Below are 17,834 nucleotides of genomic sequence, written 5' to 3'. Positions count from 1 at the left end.
TTGCCCCATCGCCTCGTCGAACTGCCGCTGCTGCGCAACCTGAAGCCCGGCCTCCACATCTACGAGGAAGAGGCGCTGAATGCCGAGCCGGCGCTCGCGCTGCTCGACGAGCCGATCACGCCGGTCGATTCCTTCTTCATCCGCAACAACGGCCATCTGCCGGAGATCGACGAGACCGGCTGGACGCTGACGATCGATGGCGAGGTCGAGCGCCCGGCGGTCTGGACCGTCGAAGGCCTGCGCCAACGCTTCGAAACCGTCACGGTCACCGCTGTTCTGGAATGCGCCGGCAATGGACGTTCGCAGTTCTCGCCGGCGACGGACGGTCTGCAATGGCGGCTCGGCGCCGTCGGCTGCGCGCGCTGGACCGGAGTCAGGCTGGCGGATGTGCTGGAACATGCCGGCCCGAGGCCGGGCGCGGTCTATACCGCCCATCACGCACCCGATCGGCAAATCGGCAAGCCGGAAAAAGCCGCTCTCTCGCGCGGCCTGCCGATGGCCAAGGCGGTGGCTCCTGAAACGCTGATCGCCTTCGCCATGAACGGCGAGCCCTTGCCGCGGCTGCATGGCGGGCCATTGCGCATCGTTGCGCCGGGCTATCCCGGCTCGGCCTGGCAGAAATGGCTCGATCGGGTCACGCTGCGCGATATCGAGCATGACGGCGAGAAGATGCGCGGGACGGACTACCGCCTGCCGATCAGGCCGGTTCGCCCGGGCGAGCCGCTCCACCCCGAGAATTTCGCCGTCATCACCGACATGCCGGTCAAGTCGCTGATCACGGCGCCGCTCGACGGTTTCGTGGTGAAGCAGGGCGAGCGGCTTAAAGTTGCAGGCTTCGCCTGGAGCGGTGCCGTTCCGCTGGAAACCGTCGCCATCTCCAGCGATGGCGGTGAGAGCTGGAGCGATGTCGCATTGCAGGCGGGAGAGGGGCGCTTCGCCTGGCAACGCTTCGAGGCGGAGATTGTTGCCGGGCAGCCGGGTCCCTTCGTCGTCATGGCGCGGGCATGCGATGCCGAGGGTGGCGTCCAGCCGCTGGAGCCGGTCTGGAACCCGCGCGGATACTGCAACAATCAGGCCCAGCGCGTGCGCGGCGCGGTCATTGCGTAGCCTTTGAACCTTTTGGCGGTTTGTCGCGTCTAAGGAATGGGTCTGCCATTCCGGGCATGGCTCTGCCGCCTCGGTCACTCCTCCTCCCATCGGCGACCGAGGCGGCTATTCCTCACAGGAAAACGAGTTCAGGCGGCGAGAAGCGCCTTGCCGTCGGCTGCATGGCCGGTAGCCGGCACGATCTCGCCCGGCGTGACGTCGCTGCCGAAGCGAACCAGGGTGAAATCCTCGGCGCGGCCGGTATTGCCGCGTTCGGTCAGGACGCTCAGCGGGCGGCCGATCCGTGCGGCGAGATGGCGTGCGTGAGCAGCACCCGCCGTTGCGCGCAGTCTTGCGGCACGCTCCGAGACGATCTCTCCCGAGAGTTGCGGCATGCGCGCGGCCGGCGTGCCGGGGCGGGCCGAGTAAGGGAAGACATGGACGAAGCTCAGGCCACAGGCTTCGACGAGATCGAGCGAGCGGGCGAACATCGCCTCGTCCTCGGTCGGGAAGCCGGCGATGAGATCGGCGCCGAAGACGATGTCGGGCCGTAAGGCGCGGATCTCCGCGCAGAAGCGGATGGCATCTTCGCGGCCGTGGCGGCGCTTCATGCGTTTCAGGATGAGGTCGTCGCCGGCCTGCAGAGAGAGATGCAGATGCGGCATCAGGCGCGCTTCGGTCGCGAGCAGGTCGCGCAGGGCGTCGTCGACCTCGACGGCGTCGATCGAGGAGAGGCGCAGACGGGGCAATTCGGGCAAAGCACGGAGGATTGCCCCAGCAAGCGCGCCCAAGGATGGCTCGTCGGGGAGATCGCGGCCATAGCTGGTGAGGTCGACGCCGGTCAGTACGATCTCGCGCGCGCCGGCTTCCAGCAAGGTGCGGCATTGGGCGACGACATCGGCGGTGGCGAGCGAGCGCGAATTGCCGCGTCCAAACGGGATGACGCAGAAGGTACAGCGGTGGTCGCAGCCGTTCTGGACCTGGACGAAGCCGCGGGTATGGCTGGTAAAGCGGCCGGTGACGGGCGCGCGCATGGCGGTGCGGGCCATGATGTCGCCGACATCGAGCTTGTCGGCGGCTGCCGCGTCGGCATGCCCGAGGCTGTTGGAACGGGCGAGGGCCGCCCAGCTCCCGGGCCGCAGCTTCTCGTCATTGCCGAGGACGCGATCGACCTCCGGCATGTCGGCGAAGCGGGCGGGTTCGATCTGCGCTGCGCAACCGGTGACGATCACGGGCCTGTCCGGCTGTTCGCGCTTGAGGCGACGCACGGCCTGCCGCGCCTGCCGGGTCGCCTCGGCGGTGACGGCGCAGGAATTGACGATCGCGGCATCCTTCAGCCCGGCAGCTTCCGCCTGAAGCCTCAGCGCCTCGCTCTCGACGATGTTGAGGCGGCAGCCGAAGGTGACGACCTCCAGAGCATCTTCGCGGTTCTCCGAACCGCGAAGATGCTCTGGGTTATTGTCTGGTCGCATTTTCTTCACGCGAACCGGCACCACTTCGCTTGAAAATGCTTCTGGGTCATTACGCGGCGCTCGTGAACAACGCCGGGTCGAGCGTGCCTTCCCATTCGAATTCGACCGGGCCAGTCATCAGGACATGGCCGTCGCGCTCGCGCCATTCGATGGCGAGGTCGCCGCCGGGCAGGCTGACGGTGGCCTTGCGGGCGGTGAGCTCGCGGCGCACGCCCGCGACCAGTGCCGCGCAGGCGCCCGAGCCGCAGGCCTGGGTGATGCCGGCGCCGCGCTCCCAGACGCGCAGCACGATATGGTCCGGAGCCTTCACTGCGGCGAGCTCGATATTGGCGCGGTCGGGGAAGATCGGGTGGTTTTCGAGCAGCGGGCCGATCTGCTCGAGATTATAGGCATAGGGATCCTCGACGAAGAAGACCGCGTGCGGATTGCCCATGTTGACTGCGCAGGGCGTGTGCAGAATCGGATCGTCGATCGGGCCGATCTGCAATTCAAAGCGGCTGGTGTCCTCGAAGGGCTCGGCCAGCGGGATCTGGTCCCAGGCGAGGCGCGGGGCGCCCATGTCGACGGTAAAGAGGGTATCGCCCTCACGCACGGCCGGCAGCAGGCCGGCCTTGGTCTGGAGCGCGAGCCGAGCCTTGCTGGCATCGCCCATCTGCGGATCGGCGATCATCGCCCAGGCGACGCAGCGCGTGCCGTTGCCGCAGGCGCCGGCTTCGGAACCGTCGGCGTTGTAGATGCGCACGAAAGCGTCGGTGCCGGGCGTCGCGGCATCGTGAAGGACCATGAGCTGGTCGAAACTGGCGCGCGGCTCGGAGGCGATGGCGCGAGCCTCGCTTTCGCTGACGACATGCTTGCTGCCGCGCAGGTCCAGCACCGTGATCTGGTTGCCGAGACCGTTCATCTTCAGGAACCGGCGATTGGCCAGAGCGTTCATTTGGTCACATGTCCCGTGAATAGTGGGTCTATGGCCGAGGCGACGTGAAAAAGCCACCCTCGTCCCCGTTCCTGAAACAAGGTGGACATTCTATGTTGCGCCGCAAGGGCGCGAATCGCGTGAAACTCAGGGCCGTCATGATGCGGTATTCCCGGATTTGTGTTCTGACGCTGGCCGGCCTGGCGAGCGCTTCGAGCGTAACAGCCTTCGCGCAAACACGGGTCGCGCCGCCGACCGCGGTCGAATCCGCGCCTCTCGCTCCACCACCCGGCGCCAGCCCCGTCCAGATGCCGTCCGCGCCTGCGCAGACGCCGCCGGCACCCGTGCCCGATTCCCAGCCGGGGCCGCAGCCGGTCCAGCCGGCTCCGTCGCTGCCGGGCCCGGTGACGCCGCAGCCGGTGCAGCCTGCGCCGAGATTGCCCGGGCCGGCCGAACCGCAGCCCGTGCAGCCGCCGCCGTCCCTGCCGCCGCCGGTCCAGCCGGCGCTCCCGCCCGTGCAGCAGCAGCAGACCGGCGTGCCCGATCCCGATGCGACGCTCGCCGGCAAGCGCGGCGACACCAGCGATATCGACGAGGTCGCGCTGGTCGCCAAGCCCGTGCTGCTGCTGTCGGGGCAGGCGAGCTGGGACCAGGGCTTCCAGAAGCTCTCCGAAAGCTTCAACGCCTTGCGCGCAGAGGCGCAGAAGGCAGGCCTGCCCGTCGCCGGGCGGCCCTTGTCGCTCTTCGTCGAGACGACCGATGACGGTTTCCGCTTCGACGCGATGCTGCCGGTCGCCGCACCCGCCGGGGGGCAGGTTCCAGCCTTCGGGGGCGGGGTGAAGCTCGGCTCGTCACCGGTGGGCAAGGCGCTGCGTTTCATGCATGTCGCGCCCTATGACGACATCGATTCCACCTACGAGACGATCACGGCCTATCTGGAAGCCAAGAGCATTGCGGTGAAGGACGCCTTCCTCGAGGAATATGTCACCGACCTCAAGGACCCGGGCGACCCGAACCTTGAGATCAACGTCTACGTCCAGCCGAAGTAGCTTTCGCTGTCATTCCGGGGCGATCCGTAGGATCGAACCCGGAATCCACGACCGGGTGAGCCTTTGCCCGGCCTGATTGCTTGAGGTTGTGCCCAGTCGTGGGTTCCGGGTTCGGCGCGATGCACCGCCCCGGAATGACAAGGCTGGTGGTCACACGCTCCAGCTCAAACCGGGCCGCATCGGCCGAAAGCGCTCTTCCGGCAAGCCGGCTTCGGCGAGCGCGGCCTTCAGCGCTTCGGGCGGGCGCTCGACGCCCTCGTCGGTGAGCTGGAAGGTACCCCAGTGGTGGCCGATCGCCTGCTGCGCCTTGAGTGCGAGCATGACCTTCACGGCCTCGTCCGGATTCATGTGGTTGTCGGACATGAACCAGCGCGGCTCATAGGCGCCGATCGGCAGGACTGCGAGGTCGAACGGCCCGTGCTTGCTGCCGAGTTCGGCGTAGAGCGAGCCGTCATGGTAGCCGGTATCGCCGACATGGAAGATCTTCGCGGCCGGTGTTTCGAGGATGTATGAGCACCAGAGCGCCATGCGCCGGTCGAAGGCGCCGCGCGCCGACCAGTGGTAGCTCGGCACCAGCGTGACCGCGGCCTTGTCAGAGAGCGTGAGCCGGTCGTTCCAGTCATGCGCCTCAGTGCGGGCGTCGGGAATGCGGGCCCGGACGATCGAGTCGTTGCCGAGCGGCATGATCATGCGCGGCTGGTCGCGGCCGTGCAGCAGCGCCAGCGTCTCGATGTCGAGATGGTCGTAATGGTTATGCGTGACCAGAACGGCATCGATCTTCGGCAGGTCGGCGAAGGCGACGCCCGGCGCGTTCACGCGCTTGGGGCCGATGAAGGAGAAGGGACTCGCGCGCAGCGAATAGACGGGGTCGATCAGCAGGTTGAGGCCGGCGACCTGATAGAGGAAGGAGGCATGGCCGAGATGGACGATCCTGACACCGTCGACGCTGGCCGGCGGCTTGTCCTGCGGCGGCGCCTGATAGGCGAGGGGGAAGGCCTCGCGCTCGCGCTTGCCGGTCTGCCAGCGCAGCACGTCGGCGAGGCCCTTGGTCACCGGGCGGCCGTCGCTGAAGACGAGGCCGTTGAAATGGTCGCTGACAGGTCCCTGGTAATAGGGATTGCGCGAGCGGGAGATCGCGGCCCAGGCGGCGCCGGTCGAAGCCAGCAATGCACCGAGGCCAACGAAGGAGAGGAGCTTGCGGCGGGTCATGGTCCTGAACAGGTAAGCCGCCGCGACCCGGCGTCAAGATGGGCTCAGGAACGCGGTCTCAGTTGCTGCTCGAGCGGATCGCGACGGTGGCGACACCGGCGCCGATCAGGAGCGTGCCGCCAGCCTTGTTGAACAGGCCGATCGCGCGGGGATTGCTGACCACGGCCCGCGCCCGCGAGGCGATCAGCGCGTAGCCCATGGCATTGGCGAAGGCGAGCGTGATGAAGGTCACCTCGAAGATCAGCATCTGCGTCCAGAAATCGCCCTTGGTGTCGAGGAACTGGGGCAGGAAGGCGACGAAGAAGGTGATGCTCTTCGGGTTCAGCGCCGTCACCAGCCAGGCATGACCGAGCATCTTCCAGCCGGGGGCAGCATCCTCGCGAGGCTTGGCGTCGAGCGTGCCGCCGGCGCGGAAGAGCTTGATGCCGAGCCAGACGAGATAGGCCGCGCCGATCCATTTCAGCGTGGTGAAGACCAAAGCCGAGGTGGCGAGGAGCGCGCCGACGCCGAGCATCGACAGCGTCATCGCCGTGAAATCGCCGAGCGCGACGCCGACGGCGATCGGGAAGGCGGTGCGCCAGCCCTGGCCTAGCGCATAGGAGATGACGAGGAGGATCGTCGGTCCGGGGATGACCAGGAGGACGGCGGTGGCGGCGGTGAAGGCGATCCAGGCTTCGAAGGTCATGATGTGATGGCTCCGCTAAAGACCAGAGCCATCACCAGAAGCGGGGGGTTGTAAAGAGCTTATCGCGTCGGCTGCGGATTGTTCCCGAACCACATGACCGGACCGGCACCCTGAGCGGCAATCTCGCGGCGTGCTTCCGGTTCCGCCGCGACGACCAGCGCCCACCAGACGCGGTAGCTGGTACGCGGGTCCTTCGAGAGCGCGATGCCGTAGCGGGTCGCTTCCTTCATGCGCAGGTTGGCGTCGTGGCCCGCGGACTTGCGCCAGCCGTCGAAGGCCTCCTCGACCGAGAAATAGCCGCCGCCGAGATTTTCCGCCGCACGGGCGCTGTCGACGCCGGCCGCAAGGATGCGGGCGGTGAAGTTGCCGCCGGCATCATGCGAGAGCGCGTTGGCCTTGACCATGGCGTCGGCCTGGCGCTGGGCCATCGCCATCAGGCGCGGGTCCGGCCGGACCGGGCCGAGGCCCTGGCTGGCGCGATAGGCATTGAGGATACGCCCGGCCTGGGCAGGATCGAGCGAGACAGCCGCGACCTTCTCGACCATGCGCGGATCGAGCGGGCCTTCGCGACGCGGGTCACCGGCGCAGGCGGCCAGCAGGACGGAGAGGGCCAGCAGGATCGAGGTAGGTTTCAGTGTCATGGGCCGGTACGTTTGCGAATCGGGCCGCAGCGATGCCGCCCGATCAGGGCCTTTCTGGGGCCGGGGTTTAGCTGCGTGCGCCGCCGATCACGCGGCAGAACGCCTTGCGCACATAGTCCTCCGGCGCGACCTGTCCGGCCTGGACGACGAAGACCGCATCCACGCGGGTGCCCTTGCCGTTCTTGCGGGCGGTGATGCGTAAGGTCTGCGGGCGGCCGGAGCCGGTGGTCTCCTGGATGGCGACGACCGCGCTCGTCGCCTTGTCGATGCGCATATCGGCGAAACCCTCCGCCGAAACGGCGGCACCGAGATCGCTGAGCACGGCCGCAGGTTGGCGGGTAGGGATGAGGTCCCAGGTGCGGTAGCTCAGCCCGGTCACCATCGGCACGCCATCGACCTTGAAATTGCTGGCGCAGGGTTGGGCCAGAGCCGGGGCAAGGCTGGCGAGCAAGAGGCCGGCGGCGAAAGGCAGGCTGCGAGGGGCGGAAAAGCGCATCGTCGGTTCCCTGATGATGAAATCGAATGAGCCAGCAATGCGGGCGATAGCGCGATCTGGCAATCAAGGCGTCATTTTCGCCGTGACCTTGTCCCCAAAACTTGACTTTCGCCACAGTCTTCCGCTTTAAGACCGCATCCGTTTCGCCGACATCGCCGAAACCACATCCGCCGACCGGGCCGCGCAAGCCGCTTTCATGAGCCCGGAGGTCAACGCCCGACAGCGCGATTGCGCCCTCGGGCGCGAAACCGCTTGGCGATGAGGCTTTGGCGCTGAAGGCTCGCGGATCACCGCGCGTCCGAACGGACGCGGTCACGGTGATCCATCCGATCGTTGGAGCATCGGATTCGTCCGAAAAGTGGCTTCCACTTTTCGGTCCGATGCTCCGGAGGCAAGCAGGCAGGTCCGCATGTTCGGCACGCTGAGCGACAGGCTCTCCGGCATCCTCTCGGGGCTGACCCGCAGGGGTTCGCTGACCGAGGAGGACGTCAACGCGGCTCTCCGCGAGGTTCGGCGCGCGCTGCTCGAGGCGGACGTCGCGCTCGAGGTCGTCCGGTCCTTCACCGACAAGGTGCGCGAGCGTGCCGTCGGCGCCGAGGTGCTGAAGTCGGTCACGCCCGGCCAGCAGGTCATCAAGATCGTCAACGACGTCCTGATCGAGACGCTGGGCGGCGAGGGCGAGGGCATCAATTTCGATGCCGTGCCGCCGGTGCCGGTCCTGATGGTGGGTCTGCAGGGCTCCGGTAAGACGACCTCCACGGCCAAGATCGCCAAGCGCCTGACCGAGCGCCACAAGAAGAAGGTGCTGATGGCGTCGCTCGATACGCGACGCCCGGCCGCCATGGAACAGCTCGCCATCCTGGGCACGCAGGTCGGCGTGCAGACGCTGCCGATCGTCGCCGGCCAGTCGGCGGTGCAGATCGCCAGGCGCGCGGTCGAGGCCGCCCGTCTCGGCGGCTACGATGTCGTGATGCTCGATACCGCCGGCCGCGTGACGCTCGACGACACGCTGATGGCCGAGGTCGCCGAGGTGAAGGCCGCGACCAACCCGCATGAGGTGCTGCTCGTCGCCGACGCGCTGACCGGCCAGGACGCCGTCAATACCGCCCGCGCCTTCGATGCCCGCGTCGGCCTCACCGGCATCGTGCTGACCCGCATGGACGGCGATTCGCGCGGTGGCGCGGCGCTCTCGATGCGCGCCGTCACCGGCAAGCCGATCAAGCTCGTCGGCATCGGCGAGAAGGTCGACGAGCTCGACGAGTTCCACCCGTCGCGCGTCGCCAACCGCATCCTCGGCATGGGCGACATCGTCTCGCTGGTCGAGAAGGCGGCGCAGACGATCGATGCCGAGCAGGCGCAGGCCACCGCGCAGCGCATGGCCAAGGGCCAGTTCGACCTCTCCGACATGCGCGCGCAGCTCCAGCAGATGGAGAAGATGGGCGGTATCGGCGGCGTGATGGGCATGCTGCCCGGCATGAAGCAGGCTCAGTCGCAGCTCGCCAATGCCGGCGTCGGCGACAAGATGTTCAAGAGCATGATCGCCGCGATCGACTCGATGACGGCGGCGGAGCGCAAGAATCCCGACCTGCTGAAGAACAGCCGCAAGAAGCGCATCGCGGCCGGCTCCGGCACCACGGCCGAGCAGATCAACAAGCTGCTCAAGATGCATCGCGGCATGGCCGATGCCATGAAGATGATGGCCAAGCAGAAGGGCGGCATGCTCGGCAAGCTCGGCTCGATGTTCGGGCTCGGCGGCGGCCTGCCGGCCGGCATGCCGGATCCCTCGAAGATGGACCCGGCCCAACTCGCGGAATTGCAGAAGCAGCTCGGCGCGGGCGGCGGCCTGCCCTCGATGCCGCCCGGCGGTTTCCCGGGACTACCGAAGGGCGTGACCCCGCCGGCGGGCATGATGCCGAAGTTGCCGGGCCTCGGCGGAAGCGGCCTGCCCGGCCTGGGTAATCCGTTCGGGGGCAAGAAGAAGTGATCCCCGTTCTGGAAACGGAGCGGTTGCGGCTGCGCGGCTGGACGGCCGCCGATTTCGACGTGCTCGTCGATTTCTATGCCGACGAGGACCTGACCCGCTATGTCGGCGGCACCAGCGACCGCTGGGACGGATGGCGGCGCTTTTCCGCGATGGCCGGCCACTGGGCGTTGCGTGGCCACGGCCTCTGGGCGCTGGAGGCGAAGGCGGACCAGCGGCTCGTCGGCTGGTGCGGCCTGCTCTCGCCGGAAGGCTGGCCCGAGCCGGAGATCGGCTGGAGCCTGTTCGCAGGCGAGCATGGTCGCGGCTATGCGACCGAGGCTGCGCTGCGCGCCCGTGACTATGCCTATCGCGACTTGGGATGGACCACGCTGATGAGCTTGGTGCATCCCGACAACCGACCCTCGATCCGCGTCGCCGAGCGTCTCGGCGCGCGCTTCGAGAAACCCTTCGTGATCCGTGGCACCGAGGTCGGCATCTACCGGCACCCGGCCGCCACGCCTGCGAAACACTGAACCAAAACCAAACCTGACCGGAGAAGACCCATGTCCCTCAAGATTCGCCTGACCCGCGGTGGCGCCAAGAAGCGCCCGTATTATCGCATCGTCGTTGCCGACTCGCGCTCGCCGCGCGATGGCCGCTTCATCGAGAAGATCGGCTCCTATGATCCGATGAAGGCCAAGGACGCCGCCGACCGCGTCGTGCTCGATCTCGAGAAGGTCCAGGCCTGGCTCGCCAAGGGCGCTCAGCCGACTGACCGCGTCCTGCGCTTCCTCGACGCCGCCGGCCTCGCCAAGCGCCCGGCCCGCAACAACCCGAACAAGGCTGTTCCCGGCGAGAAGGCCAAGGAGCGCGCCGAGAAGAAGGCCGAGAAGGCCGCTGCTCCGGCTGCCGAAGAAGCCGCCGAGGCGTGAGCCTGATCGTCCGCACGTCGGTCTCGGGCGAGGCTCAGCCTCGGCCCGGGAGTTTTCTCAAGGAGATGCCCGGCTCAAGGCCGGGCATGGCGTGCTGACATGAGCGATCTCATCCTGCTCGGTATCGTCGGCGCGCCGCATGGCGTGCGCGGCGAGGTCAGGATCAAGACCTTCACCGGCGATCCCCTCGGGATCGCCGGTTACGGCCCGCTGACCGACAGCAAGGGCCGCAGCTTCGAGATCACCGATATCCGTCCGGCCAAGGAAGTGGTCGTCGCCCGGCTCAAGGACGTGACGACGCGCGAGCAGGCCGAGGCGTTGAACGGGACCGAACTTTTCGTCGTCCGCGACAAGCTTTCGGCCGATGTGGACGAGGACGAGTTCCTGCATGCCGATCTGATCGGCTGCAGTGTCGTTGGACCTGACGGCGTGGTGCTCGGCACCGTCACCGGGGTCGAGAATTACGGGGCCGGCGACCTGCTCGACATCAAGACGCCGGACGGGCGCTTTGTCCTGATGCCCTTCACCAAGGCCTTCGCGCCGCGCCTCGACATGGTGGCGCGCCGGATCGAGGCCGAGCCCCCCCTGGGATTGTTCGAGCCCGACGATGACAAGCCATAAGCCTGCCCGCGCGCTAATCTTCGACATGGACGGTACCATCGTCGACAACATGCGCTTCCATGACGATGCCTGGGAGAGCTGGCACGTCAGCAACAAGTTGCCCTTCGACCGCAGCACCTTCGCTGCCCGCACGGCCGGCATGGCCGGCAACGAGATCATCTCGTCCTATTTCCCGCAGGCCGCCGTGGCCGAGCTCGACGCGATGAGCGATGCCAAGGAAGCGCTCTATCGCGAAGCCTATCTGCCGCATGTCGCCGCGACCGCCGGTTTTCTGGAGCTGATCGCGCGCGCCGAGAAGGCGGGCGTGCCGATGGCTGTCGGGACGGCGGCGCCGCCGGCCAATATCGAGGTCGTGCTCGATACGCTCGATCTGCGCCAGCGCTTCGCGACGATCGTCTCGCCGAGCCAGGGTTTTCGCGGCAAGCCGCATCCCGATATGTTCCTCGCGGCGGCCGAGCGGATGAAGGTCGATCCCGCCGATTGCATCGTCTTCGAGGATGCGCCGCTCGGCGTCGAGGCCGCGCGGCGCGCCGGCATGCGGGCCGTGGCGCTGCTCACCATGCTCGGCCCCGAGGGTTTCGCGGGCTATGACAACCTGATCGCGTCGGCTCGCGATTTCACGGCGCTGGACGGGTTGCCGGCGCTGCGCTTTGCTTGAAGGCATGTCCTTCCGCGCATCGATCCTGACGCTCTACCCGGAGATGTTTCCCGGGCCGCTCGGCATCTCGCTGGCGGGGGAGGGGGTGCGCAAGGGATTGTGGTCGCTCGACACCCACCAGATTCGCGAGCACGGCATCGGCCGCCATCGCAATGTCGACGACAATCCGGCCGGCGGCGGCGCCGGCATGGTGCTGCGCTGCGACGTGCTGGCGGCGGCGATCGATGCGGCCGTGCCGGCCGATGATCTGCGTCCGCGCCTGCTGATGTCGCCGCGCGGGCGCCCGCTCAAGCAGGAGCAGGTTCGCGACTGGGCTGAGGGCCCCGGCCTCGTCATCGTCTGCGGGCGCTTCGAGGGTGTCGACGAGCGGGTGATCGAGGGGCGCAACCTGATCGAGGTCTCGATCGGCGACTATATCCTCTCCGGCGGCGAGATGGCGGCGCTGACGCTGCTCGATGCCTGCGTGCGCCTCATCCCCGGCGTGATGGGCAAGGTCGCGTCCGGCGAGGACGAGAGCTTCGAGAACGGTCTGCTCGAATACCCACATTACACCCGCCCGCGCGAATGGGAGGGCCGGGGCCTGCCCGAGGCGCTGCTCTCCGGCGACCATGCCCGCATCGCGAAGTGGCGGCGCGAGCAGGCGGAGCGGATCACGCGGGAGCGGCGGCCTGACCTGCTCGCCGAGCGGGATCAGGGATAGGCCGAGACGGGCAGTTTCTCGGCCAGCCAGCCGCCCGGTCCGAGCATGCCGCCGCGCACGCCAGCGAGATCGCGCCATCCGCGCCCGGCGAGCTTCTGTGCCACGGCGACCGCCTGCGCGCCCGTGCGATCGATCAGGACGATGCGCTTGCCGGGATTGTCGAGACGCAAGCCCGCGATCCTGACCTCGAAGGCCGGCGCGTCGACATCCAGTGCGAGAGCGCCCTGAGGCAGGCCGGTATCGGCCCATTCCTGCGCATTGCGGATATCGATCAGCAGGATGCGCTTTGCCTGCGCCTGTTCAAAGGCCTCGCGGGGTGAGAGCGCCGCCACCGATTGTCCGAAAACGAAAGAGGCCGGGAGCATGAAGCTCCCGGCCAGAACGATTCGGCGCGTTGCGGCGCCTTTGGTCATCGTGCTCAGCGCAGCTCGGCGCAGAAGCGCTGGATGCGGCGGCAGGCCTCTTCCAGCTTCTCGTCCGAAGTGGCGTAGGAGATGCGGAAGTTCGGGCCGAGTCCGAAGGACGAGCCATGGACGGCTGCGACGGCTTCCGACTCGAGCAGGCCCATGACGAGGTCCTCGTCGGTCTCGATCTTCTTGCCGTTCGGCAGGGTCTTGCCGATCAGGGCCGAGCAGTCGGGATAGACGTAGAACGCGCCTTCCGGCACCGGGCACTTCAGGCCGCGAGTCTGGTTCAGCATGGAGACGACGAGGTCGCGGCGACGCTCGAAGGCCTTCTTGAAGACCGGGATATGCTCCTGCGTGCCGTCCAGCGCCTCGACCGCGGCCCATTGCGAGATCGCCGAGGTGCCGGAGGTCTGCTGGCCCTGGACGAGGTCCATCGCGTTGATCAGAGCTTGCGGGCCCGCGGCGTAGCCGATGCGCCAGCCGGTCATGGCATAGGACTTCGAGACGCCGTTCATGGTCAGCGTGCGCTCGTAGAGAGCGGGCTCGACCTGGGCCGGGGTGACGAAGGTGAAGTCGCCATAGACGAGGTGCTCGTACATGTCGTCGGTGAGGATCCAGACATGGGGATGGCGCATCAGCACATCCGTGAGCTTCTTCATCTCGGCATGGCTGTAGGCGGCGCCGGACGGGTTCGACGGCGAGTTCAGGATCACCCACTTGGTCTTGGGGGTGATCGCCTTCTCGAGGTCCTCGGGCTGCAGCTTGAAGTCGTTCTCGAGATAGGTCTCGGCGAAGGTCGGGGTTCCCCCGCAGAGCGCGACCATCTCGGGATAGGAAACCCAGTAGGGCGAGACGCAGATGACCTCGTCGCCGGGGTTCAGCGTGGCGAGCAGGGCGTTGTAGATGACATGCTTGCCGCCGGTCGAGACGATGGTCTGGCTCGCCTTGTAGTCGAGGCCGTTCTCGCGCTTGAACTTGCGGGCGACGGCCTCGCGGAGCTGCGGGATGCCGGAGACCGGGGTGTACTTGGTCTCGCCGCGCTTGATCGCGGAGATCGCGGCTTCCTTGATATTGTCCGGCGTATCGAAATCAGGCTCGCCGACGGAGAGCGAGATCACGTCCTTGCCCTGGGCTTTCAGGTCGCGGGCCTTCTGCGTGATCGTGATGGTCGCGGACGGCTTCACGCGCTTCAGGGCATCGGCAAGAAAGGCCATGGGACTGATCTCCGGGGAGGCGGACGGGTGAGCGCGGGACAAGGCGCGGGCGAGGTTTATGACTCGACGGCGACGATCGCAAGCGCAACTGATTGATGTCTGGCAGAAACGTCATGAATTCAGGGCGGTTTGCCCTTGCGCCCCGGGCATGCGAAGGCCCGTCCATGACGAATGCAACCGGCCCCATCGCTGTTTACGTCGATGCCGACGCCTGTCCGGTGAAGGAGGAGGTCTATCGCGTCGCCGGCCGGCACCGCCTGCATGTCTTCGTCGTCGCCAACAGCTTCCTCAGCGTGCCGCGCGAGCCCTGGATCGAGCGTGTGACGGTGCCCGGCAATTTCGATGCCGCCGACGACTGGATCGCGGAACGGGTCTCGCGCGGCTCGATCGTGATCACGTCCGACATCCCGCTGGCCGATCGCTGCATCAAGGCCGGGGCCGACGTGATCGGTCCGACCGGAAAACCCTTCACCGAAGCCTCGATCGGCATGGCGCTGGCGACACGCGACATGATGGAGGACCTGCGCGCGATGGGGACGGTTCAGGGCGGGCCGAAGCCGTTCTCGCAGAAGGACCGCTCGGCCTTCCTGCAGGCGCTCGACCTTGCGATCCAGCGGCTGAAGCGGGCGGGTTTCGGCGCCTGAGCGCTCAGATCTCCGAGAAGTCGCCGCCGCGCCCCTTGCCCGCGGCGAAGCGGCCGGCGCCGGCCGCGCCTTCCGTCGCGATGGTGTGTACACCACGCCGCCATTCTTGCCGGAGAGCCTCCTGCACGCCGAGCCCATGGCCGGCGATGGCGCTGGCGCGATCCGCCCGGACGGCGCCCTGCGGAAAGCGCGCGATCTCCTGTGCCATCGCTTCGGCCTTGGCGCGCGCCTGCCCCTTCGGCGCAATCGCCTCGCACAACCCGATGCGCAGCGCTTCATCGGCCGGAACCTTCCGGCCGGTCATGATGATCTCCAGTGCGCGGCCCTGGCCGACAAGGCGTGGCAGGCGCATTGTGCCGCCATCGATCAGCGGGATGCCCCAGCGCCGGCAATAGACTCCGAAATAGGCATCCTCCGCCATCACGCGGACATCGCACCAAAGCGCCAGTTCCATGCCGCCCGCGACAGCAGGGCCTTCGATCGCGGCGATCAAAGGCTTTCTCATTTCCAGGCGGGAAGGACCCATGGGCCCGCGCGGTGTCGTTCCATTGGCTGCGGGAAAGGCGAGGGCTTCGACGATCTCGCTCTCGAAACGCCGGGCATCGGTGAAGGCCTGGGCATATTTCAGGTCCCAACCGGCGCAGAAGGCGTCGCCTTCGCCCCAGAAGACGATTGCGGCAATGTCGTTGTCGCCGTCGAGGTCGACGAAGGCGCGGGTCAGGGCCTCGGCACTGTCGGGGTCCATCGCGTTGCGCGCTTCCGGCCGGCTGTGGATGACCGTCGCGACCTTGCCCTGTCTTTCGATGCGCACTGCCATGAACTTTCCTCCCTCTGTTTCCCACGCAGATTAGGCCGCGTTTCGGAGCCGAGGTCTGGCGCTGGACGCATGGCGCCTTTGCCCGTAAATCTCGCCGCAAAGCAGGCTCGCCATTCAGGCGGGCGCCCGGGAGGAAGTCCATGTCGTTGACCCGCCGTTCCACGCTCGGCCTGATGGCCGGCGCCGTCTTCGCGCCATCGATCGTCCGGGCCCAGAGCTTCCCCAGCAAGGTCGTCACGCTTGTCGTGCCCTATCCGGCGGGTGGCCCGACCGACGCCATCGCGCGCTTCGTGGCGCAGGACCTCACCGTCGCCTTCGGGCATAACGTCGTCGTCGACAACCGGGCCGGTGCCTCGGGCGCGGTCGGCACGCGCGCCGTCGCCCATGGCGCGGCCGATGGCTACACCATCGTCTTCGGCAACAACCAGACGCATGGCAACAACATGTTCCTGCTGAAGGAGCCGGGCTACGACGCGGTCAAGGATTTCGCGCCGCTCGCCGGCGTCGGCGCCTTCGAGCATGCCTTCGTCGTGCGCAATGGCCTGCCGGTGAAGAACATCCAGGAGCTGATCGCGCTCGCCAAGGCCGATCCGGGCAAGCTCAATTACGGCTCGACCGGTGTCGGCTCCGGCTCGCATCTCGCCATGGAGCTGTTCATGCAGCGCACCGGCATCAAGATGACGCATGTGCCGTTCCGCGGCGCCGCGCCGCTGGTGCAGGAGATCGTCGCCGACCGCATCGACATCGCCAATTCGACGCTGCCGAGCGTTCTGGAGCAGATCAATTCCGGCACGTTGCGCGCGCTGGCGCTGGCGAGCCCCGAGCGCAACCCGCGCGCCAAGGATATCCCGACGCTGCGCGAGCAGGGTGTCAGCAATGCCGACGCCGATTCCTGGGCGGCCTTCTTCGCCCCGGCCAAGACGCCGGACGCGGTGCTCGACACGCTCTCCAAGGCGGTTATCGCCTCGCTCAACAAGCCCGAGACGCGCGAGGCGATCCTGAAGCTCGGCTTCACGCTGAAGGTGCGCGATCCCGCGGCGTTCAAGCCCTATCATGCCCAGGAGATCGCGACCTGGAAGCAGATTATCGCTGATGCCGGCGTGAAGCCGGAGTAGAGTGTCTGCTTCATTCGGTATGGAAGCGACTGGAGCAGTTCCGCAATTCTTCGGATCGCGGAACTGCTCCAGTCCTTCATTTTATCGCATGTTCGCTGACGCGGACCTTCGGTTCTTCACGCGAGCCGGTGGCCACTTCGCTCGAAAATGCTCTAGGCGGGCTTTAACCAGTCGCGTTGAACCCGAATTAACCGGTGTCCGCAGATAAGAAGGCATGCTCAAAAGCGTCGCGCATGCCTATGCTTTATCCGTGGCCCGGCGTTCCAACGCTGCCACATGGGCTCTGCTCATGTCGGCCGGCGTCGTTTGTGCCATATGGGTAGCGCTGTCACCTCTGTCCCTGGTCAAGGCGCCGCTGATCATCCCGGTGGGAATTGCCGCGTGTCTGGCCTTGCTGGGCTGGTTCTATCGCACGGTCCGTGGAGACATGCGCTTGTCCGACGCTCTGGACGTCACAGCGCAGTTGATCGGCTTCCTGATCCTAGCCGGGGTTTTTTCCTACCTCGTCGCAACGCTGAATTTCCCGCTGCAGGACCAGTTGCTCTATGCGGCGGATCGTGCTCTCGGGCTCGACTGGCAGCTCTATCTCCGGTTTGTGAACGATCTGCCATGGCTCGGCAGGCTGCTGCACTGGGCCTATCTGAGTTTCCTGCCTCAGATCGTGATCCTGGCGCTGGCCCTCGGTTTCTCTGGCCGTGGGGAAGCGGCTCGCATCATGGTTCTGGCCATGATCGCGACAGGGATCGTCACGATTCTCATCTCCGGCTTCATGCCGGCGGTCGCGATGTTCGCCCATCTCGGATTGAAGCCGGAGGACTATCCGAATTTGACGCCGGCTGCGTCCTTCGTTCACCTGAGAGATCTGGAGGCTTTGCGGTCAGGGGCTCCCTTCATCCTCGATGTTTCCAGGATGGAAGGCATTGTGACGTTTCCGTCGTTCCACGCGGCCGTAGCCCTGCTGCTTTTGCTGGGAGCCTGGGCGCATCCATGGCTGCGGTGGCCATTCCTGGCTGTGAATCTGGCCATGATCGCGGCGACGCCGATCGACGGCGGTCATTATTTTGTCGATGTCCTGGCCGGGCTGGGTCTCGCAGCGCTCTGCCATGTCGTCGCAGGTCGTTTCATCGCTCCGGTCACGCGGAGGGCCAAGTCTCCACAGGTCGCAGCCGCAATTCAGCCTGCGACGTGAGGCGGTGGACCGCGAATTCGTGA

At 66.9% G+C, this 17,834-nt stretch carries 20 protein-coding genes; 11 read left to right on the top strand and 9 right to left on the bottom strand.

From position 1 onward, the window contains the following. The gene (locus tag Q9235_RS01530) at nucleotides 1-1,107 is read left to right on the top strand and encodes a sulfite oxidase (RefSeq protein ID WP_306225030.1); all 1,107 of its coding nucleotides are present in this window, start codon (nucleotides 1-3) and stop codon (nucleotides 1,105-1,107) included. Nucleotides 1,108-1,235: 128 nt separating this feature from the next. Here Q9235_RS01530 and mtaB read toward each other — a convergent pair whose 3' ends face one another. Together mtaB and dapF are read right to left on the bottom strand one after the other, a co-directional pair. Then, a complete protein-coding gene (gene mtaB / locus Q9235_RS01525; RefSeq protein ID WP_306225028.1) occupies nucleotides 1,236-2,558 on the bottom strand; it encodes a tRNA (N(6)-L-threonylcarbamoyladenosine(37)-C(2))-methylthiotransferase MtaB in 1,323 nt (440 codons plus the stop codon). A 49-nt stretch (nucleotides 2,559-2,607) separates the two neighbouring features. Next, nucleotides 2,608-3,492, bottom strand: a complete 885-nt coding sequence (gene dapF / locus Q9235_RS01520; RefSeq protein ID WP_306225027.1) for a diaminopimelate epimerase — start codon at nucleotides 3,490-3,492, stop codon at nucleotides 2,608-2,610. 323 nt (nucleotides 3,493-3,815) lie between these two features. On the opposite strand from dapF, the gene Q9235_RS01515 reads away from it, so the two are divergent. Next, on the top strand, nucleotides 3,816-4,520 hold the full coding sequence (locus Q9235_RS01515) for a GyrI-like domain-containing protein (protein WP_306225025.1): 705 nt from the start codon (nucleotides 3,816-3,818) through the stop codon (nucleotides 4,518-4,520). Between the two features lie 150 nt (nucleotides 4,521-4,670). On the opposite strand, the gene Q9235_RS01510 is transcribed toward Q9235_RS01515, so the two are convergent. The 4 genes from Q9235_RS01510 to Q9235_RS01495 form a co-directional block, all read right to left on the bottom strand. Continuing rightward, nucleotides 4,671-5,729 carry an MBL fold metallo-hydrolase gene (locus Q9235_RS01510; RefSeq protein WP_306225024.1) on the bottom strand — a complete coding sequence of 353 codons (1,059 nt, stop codon included), beginning with the start codon at nucleotides 5,727-5,729 and terminating at the stop codon, nucleotides 4,671-4,673. 58 nt (nucleotides 5,730-5,787) lie between these two features. Next, nucleotides 5,788-6,414 (bottom strand): LysE family translocator, encoded by a 627-nt coding sequence (locus Q9235_RS01505; RefSeq protein ID WP_306225022.1) that lies wholly within the window; start codon nucleotides 6,412-6,414, stop codon nucleotides 5,788-5,790. Nucleotides 6,415-6,473: 59 nt separating this feature from the next. After that, nucleotides 6,474-7,055, bottom strand: a complete 582-nt coding sequence (locus tag Q9235_RS01500) for a CAP domain-containing protein (RefSeq protein ID WP_306225021.1) — start codon at nucleotides 7,053-7,055, stop codon at nucleotides 6,474-6,476. Between the two features lie 67 nt (nucleotides 7,056-7,122). Further along, the gene (locus Q9235_RS01495; protein ID WP_306225020.1) at nucleotides 7,123-7,551 is read right to left on the bottom strand and encodes a hypothetical protein; all 429 of its coding nucleotides are present in this window, start codon (nucleotides 7,549-7,551) and stop codon (nucleotides 7,123-7,125) included. Between the two features lie 409 nt (nucleotides 7,552-7,960). On the opposite strand from Q9235_RS01495, the gene ffh reads away from it, so the two are divergent. The 6 genes from ffh to trmD all read left to right on the top strand — a co-directional run bounded on the left by ffh (nucleotide 7,961) and on the right by trmD (nucleotide 12,425). Next, nucleotides 7,961-9,535, top strand: a complete 1,575-nt coding sequence (gene ffh / locus Q9235_RS01490; protein WP_306225018.1) for a signal recognition particle protein — start codon at nucleotides 7,961-7,963, stop codon at nucleotides 9,533-9,535. Continuing rightward, complete coding sequence (locus Q9235_RS01485; RefSeq protein WP_306225017.1) at nucleotides 9,532-10,047, top strand: GNAT family N-acetyltransferase; 516 nt, start codon at nucleotides 9,532-9,534, stop codon at nucleotides 10,045-10,047. Before ffh ends, Q9235_RS01485 begins: the two co-directional genes overlap by 4 nt. Before the next feature lie 30 nt (nucleotides 10,048-10,077). After that, nucleotides 10,078-10,446, top strand: a complete 369-nt coding sequence (gene rpsP / locus Q9235_RS01480; RefSeq protein WP_306225016.1) for a 30S ribosomal protein S16 — start codon at nucleotides 10,078-10,080, stop codon at nucleotides 10,444-10,446. A 99-nt stretch (nucleotides 10,447-10,545) separates the two neighbouring features. Continuing rightward, a complete protein-coding gene (rimM, locus tag Q9235_RS01475; protein WP_306225014.1) occupies nucleotides 10,546-11,067 on the top strand; it encodes a ribosome maturation factor RimM in 522 nt (173 codons plus the stop codon). Then, a complete protein-coding gene (locus Q9235_RS01470) occupies nucleotides 11,054-11,725 on the top strand; it encodes an HAD family hydrolase (RefSeq protein WP_306225012.1) in 672 nt (223 codons plus the stop codon). Before rimM ends, Q9235_RS01470 begins: the two co-directional genes overlap by 14 nt. Nucleotides 11,726-11,729: 4 nt before the next feature. After that, nucleotides 11,730-12,425: a tRNA (guanosine(37)-N1)-methyltransferase TrmD gene (gene trmD, locus Q9235_RS01465; RefSeq protein ID WP_306225010.1), complete on the top strand. Its 696-nt coding sequence runs from the start codon at nucleotides 11,730-11,732 to the stop codon at nucleotides 12,423-12,425. Here the strand turns inward: trmD and Q9235_RS01460 are convergent. Further along, nucleotides 12,416-12,790, bottom strand: a complete 375-nt coding sequence (locus Q9235_RS01460) for a rhodanese-like domain-containing protein (RefSeq protein WP_306225008.1) — start codon at nucleotides 12,788-12,790, stop codon at nucleotides 12,416-12,418. The genes trmD and Q9235_RS01460 overlap by 10 nt on opposite strands. A 53-nt stretch (nucleotides 12,791-12,843) precedes the next feature. Continuing rightward, nucleotides 12,844-14,046 carry a pyridoxal phosphate-dependent aminotransferase gene (locus tag Q9235_RS01455; RefSeq protein ID WP_306225007.1) on the bottom strand — a complete coding sequence of 401 codons (1,203 nt, stop codon included), beginning with the start codon at nucleotides 14,044-14,046 and terminating at the stop codon, nucleotides 12,844-12,846. Between the two features lie 164 nt (nucleotides 14,047-14,210). Between Q9235_RS01455 and Q9235_RS01450 the strand changes: the two genes are divergently transcribed. Next, nucleotides 14,211-14,690 (top strand): YaiI/YqxD family protein, encoded by a 480-nt coding sequence (locus Q9235_RS01450; RefSeq protein ID WP_306225006.1) that lies wholly within the window; start codon nucleotides 14,211-14,213, stop codon nucleotides 14,688-14,690. A 4-nt stretch (nucleotides 14,691-14,694) separates the two neighbouring features. Here Q9235_RS01450 and Q9235_RS01445 read toward each other — a convergent pair whose 3' ends face one another. Further along, nucleotides 14,695-15,507, bottom strand: coding sequence for a crotonase/enoyl-CoA hydratase family protein (locus Q9235_RS01445; RefSeq protein ID WP_306225005.1), 813 nt, complete (start codon nucleotides 15,505-15,507; stop codon nucleotides 14,695-14,697). A gap of 140 nt (nucleotides 15,508-15,647) precedes the next feature. Here Q9235_RS01445 and Q9235_RS01440 point away from each other — a divergent pair, with 140 nt between their 5' ends. Together Q9235_RS01440 and Q9235_RS01435 are read left to right on the top strand one after the other, a co-directional pair. Beyond that, nucleotides 15,648-16,622: a Bug family tripartite tricarboxylate transporter substrate binding protein gene (locus tag Q9235_RS01440; RefSeq protein ID WP_306225004.1), complete on the top strand. Its 975-nt coding sequence runs from the start codon at nucleotides 15,648-15,650 to the stop codon at nucleotides 16,620-16,622. A 214-nt stretch (nucleotides 16,623-16,836) separates the two neighbouring features. After that, complete coding sequence (locus Q9235_RS01435; RefSeq protein WP_306225002.1) at nucleotides 16,837-17,811, top strand: phosphatase PAP2 family protein; 975 nt, start codon at nucleotides 16,837-16,839, stop codon at nucleotides 17,809-17,811. Nucleotides 17,812-17,834: the final 23 nt, after the last annotated feature.

This window comes from Bosea beijingensis, assembly GCF_030758975.1.
GTDB lineage: Bacteria > Pseudomonadota > Alphaproteobacteria > Rhizobiales > Beijerinckiaceae > Allobosea > Allobosea beijingensis.
This window is presented reverse-complemented; position numbering and strand designations above follow the sequence as displayed.

What these genes read in the sequence shown, in the direction of transcription:
- mtaB (WP_306225028.1), bottom strand. Translation starts at nt 2,558, where the DNA reads ATGCGACCAGACAATAACCCAGAGCATCTTCGCGGTTCGGAGAACCGC.
- dapF (WP_306225027.1), bottom strand. Translation starts at nt 3,492, where the DNA reads ATGAACGCTCTGGCCAATCGCCGGTTCCTGAAGATGAACGGTCTCGGC.
- Q9235_RS01510 (WP_306225024.1), bottom strand. Translation starts at nt 5,729, where the DNA reads ATGACCCGCCGCAAGCTCCTCTCCTTCGTTGGCCTCGGTGCATTGCTG.
- Q9235_RS01505 (WP_306225022.1), bottom strand. Translation starts at nt 6,414, where the DNA reads ATGACCTTCGAAGCCTGGATCGCCTTCACCGCCGCCACCGCCGTCCTC.
- Q9235_RS01500 (WP_306225021.1), bottom strand. Translation starts at nt 7,055, where the DNA reads ATGACACTGAAACCTACCTCGATCCTGCTGGCCCTCTCCGTCCTGCTG.
- Q9235_RS01495 (WP_306225020.1), bottom strand. Translation starts at nt 7,551, where the DNA reads ATGCGCTTTTCCGCCCCTCGCAGCCTGCCTTTCGCCGCCGGCCTCTTG.
- ffh (WP_306225018.1), top strand. Translation starts at nt 7,961, where the DNA reads ATGTTCGGCACGCTGAGCGACAGGCTCTCCGGCATCCTCTCGGGGCTG.
- rpsP (WP_306225016.1), top strand. Translation starts at nt 10,078, where the DNA reads ATGTCCCTCAAGATTCGCCTGACCCGCGGTGGCGCCAAGAAGCGCCCG.
- rimM (WP_306225014.1), top strand. Translation starts at nt 10,546, where the DNA reads ATGAGCGATCTCATCCTGCTCGGTATCGTCGGCGCGCCGCATGGCGTG.
- Q9235_RS01470 (WP_306225012.1), top strand. Translation starts at nt 11,054, where the DNA reads ATGACAAGCCATAAGCCTGCCCGCGCGCTAATCTTCGACATGGACGGT.
- trmD (WP_306225010.1), top strand. Translation starts at nt 11,730, where the DNA reads ATGTCCTTCCGCGCATCGATCCTGACGCTCTACCCGGAGATGTTTCCC.
- Q9235_RS01460 (WP_306225008.1), bottom strand. Translation starts at nt 12,790, where the DNA reads ATGCTCCCGGCCTCTTTCGTTTTCGGACAATCGGTGGCGGCGCTCTCA.
- Q9235_RS01455 (WP_306225007.1), bottom strand. Translation starts at nt 14,046, where the DNA reads ATGGCCTTTCTTGCCGATGCCCTGAAGCGCGTGAAGCCGTCCGCGACC.
- Q9235_RS01450 (WP_306225006.1), top strand. Translation starts at nt 14,211, where the DNA reads ATGACGAATGCAACCGGCCCCATCGCTGTTTACGTCGATGCCGACGCC.
- Q9235_RS01445 (WP_306225005.1), bottom strand. Translation starts at nt 15,507, where the DNA reads ATGGCAGTGCGCATCGAAAGACAGGGCAAGGTCGCGACGGTCATCCAC.
- Q9235_RS01440 (WP_306225004.1), top strand. Translation starts at nt 15,648, where the DNA reads ATGTCGTTGACCCGCCGTTCCACGCTCGGCCTGATGGCCGGCGCCGTC.
- Q9235_RS01435 (WP_306225002.1), top strand. Translation starts at nt 16,837, where the DNA reads ATGCTCAAAAGCGTCGCGCATGCCTATGCTTTATCCGTGGCCCGGCGT.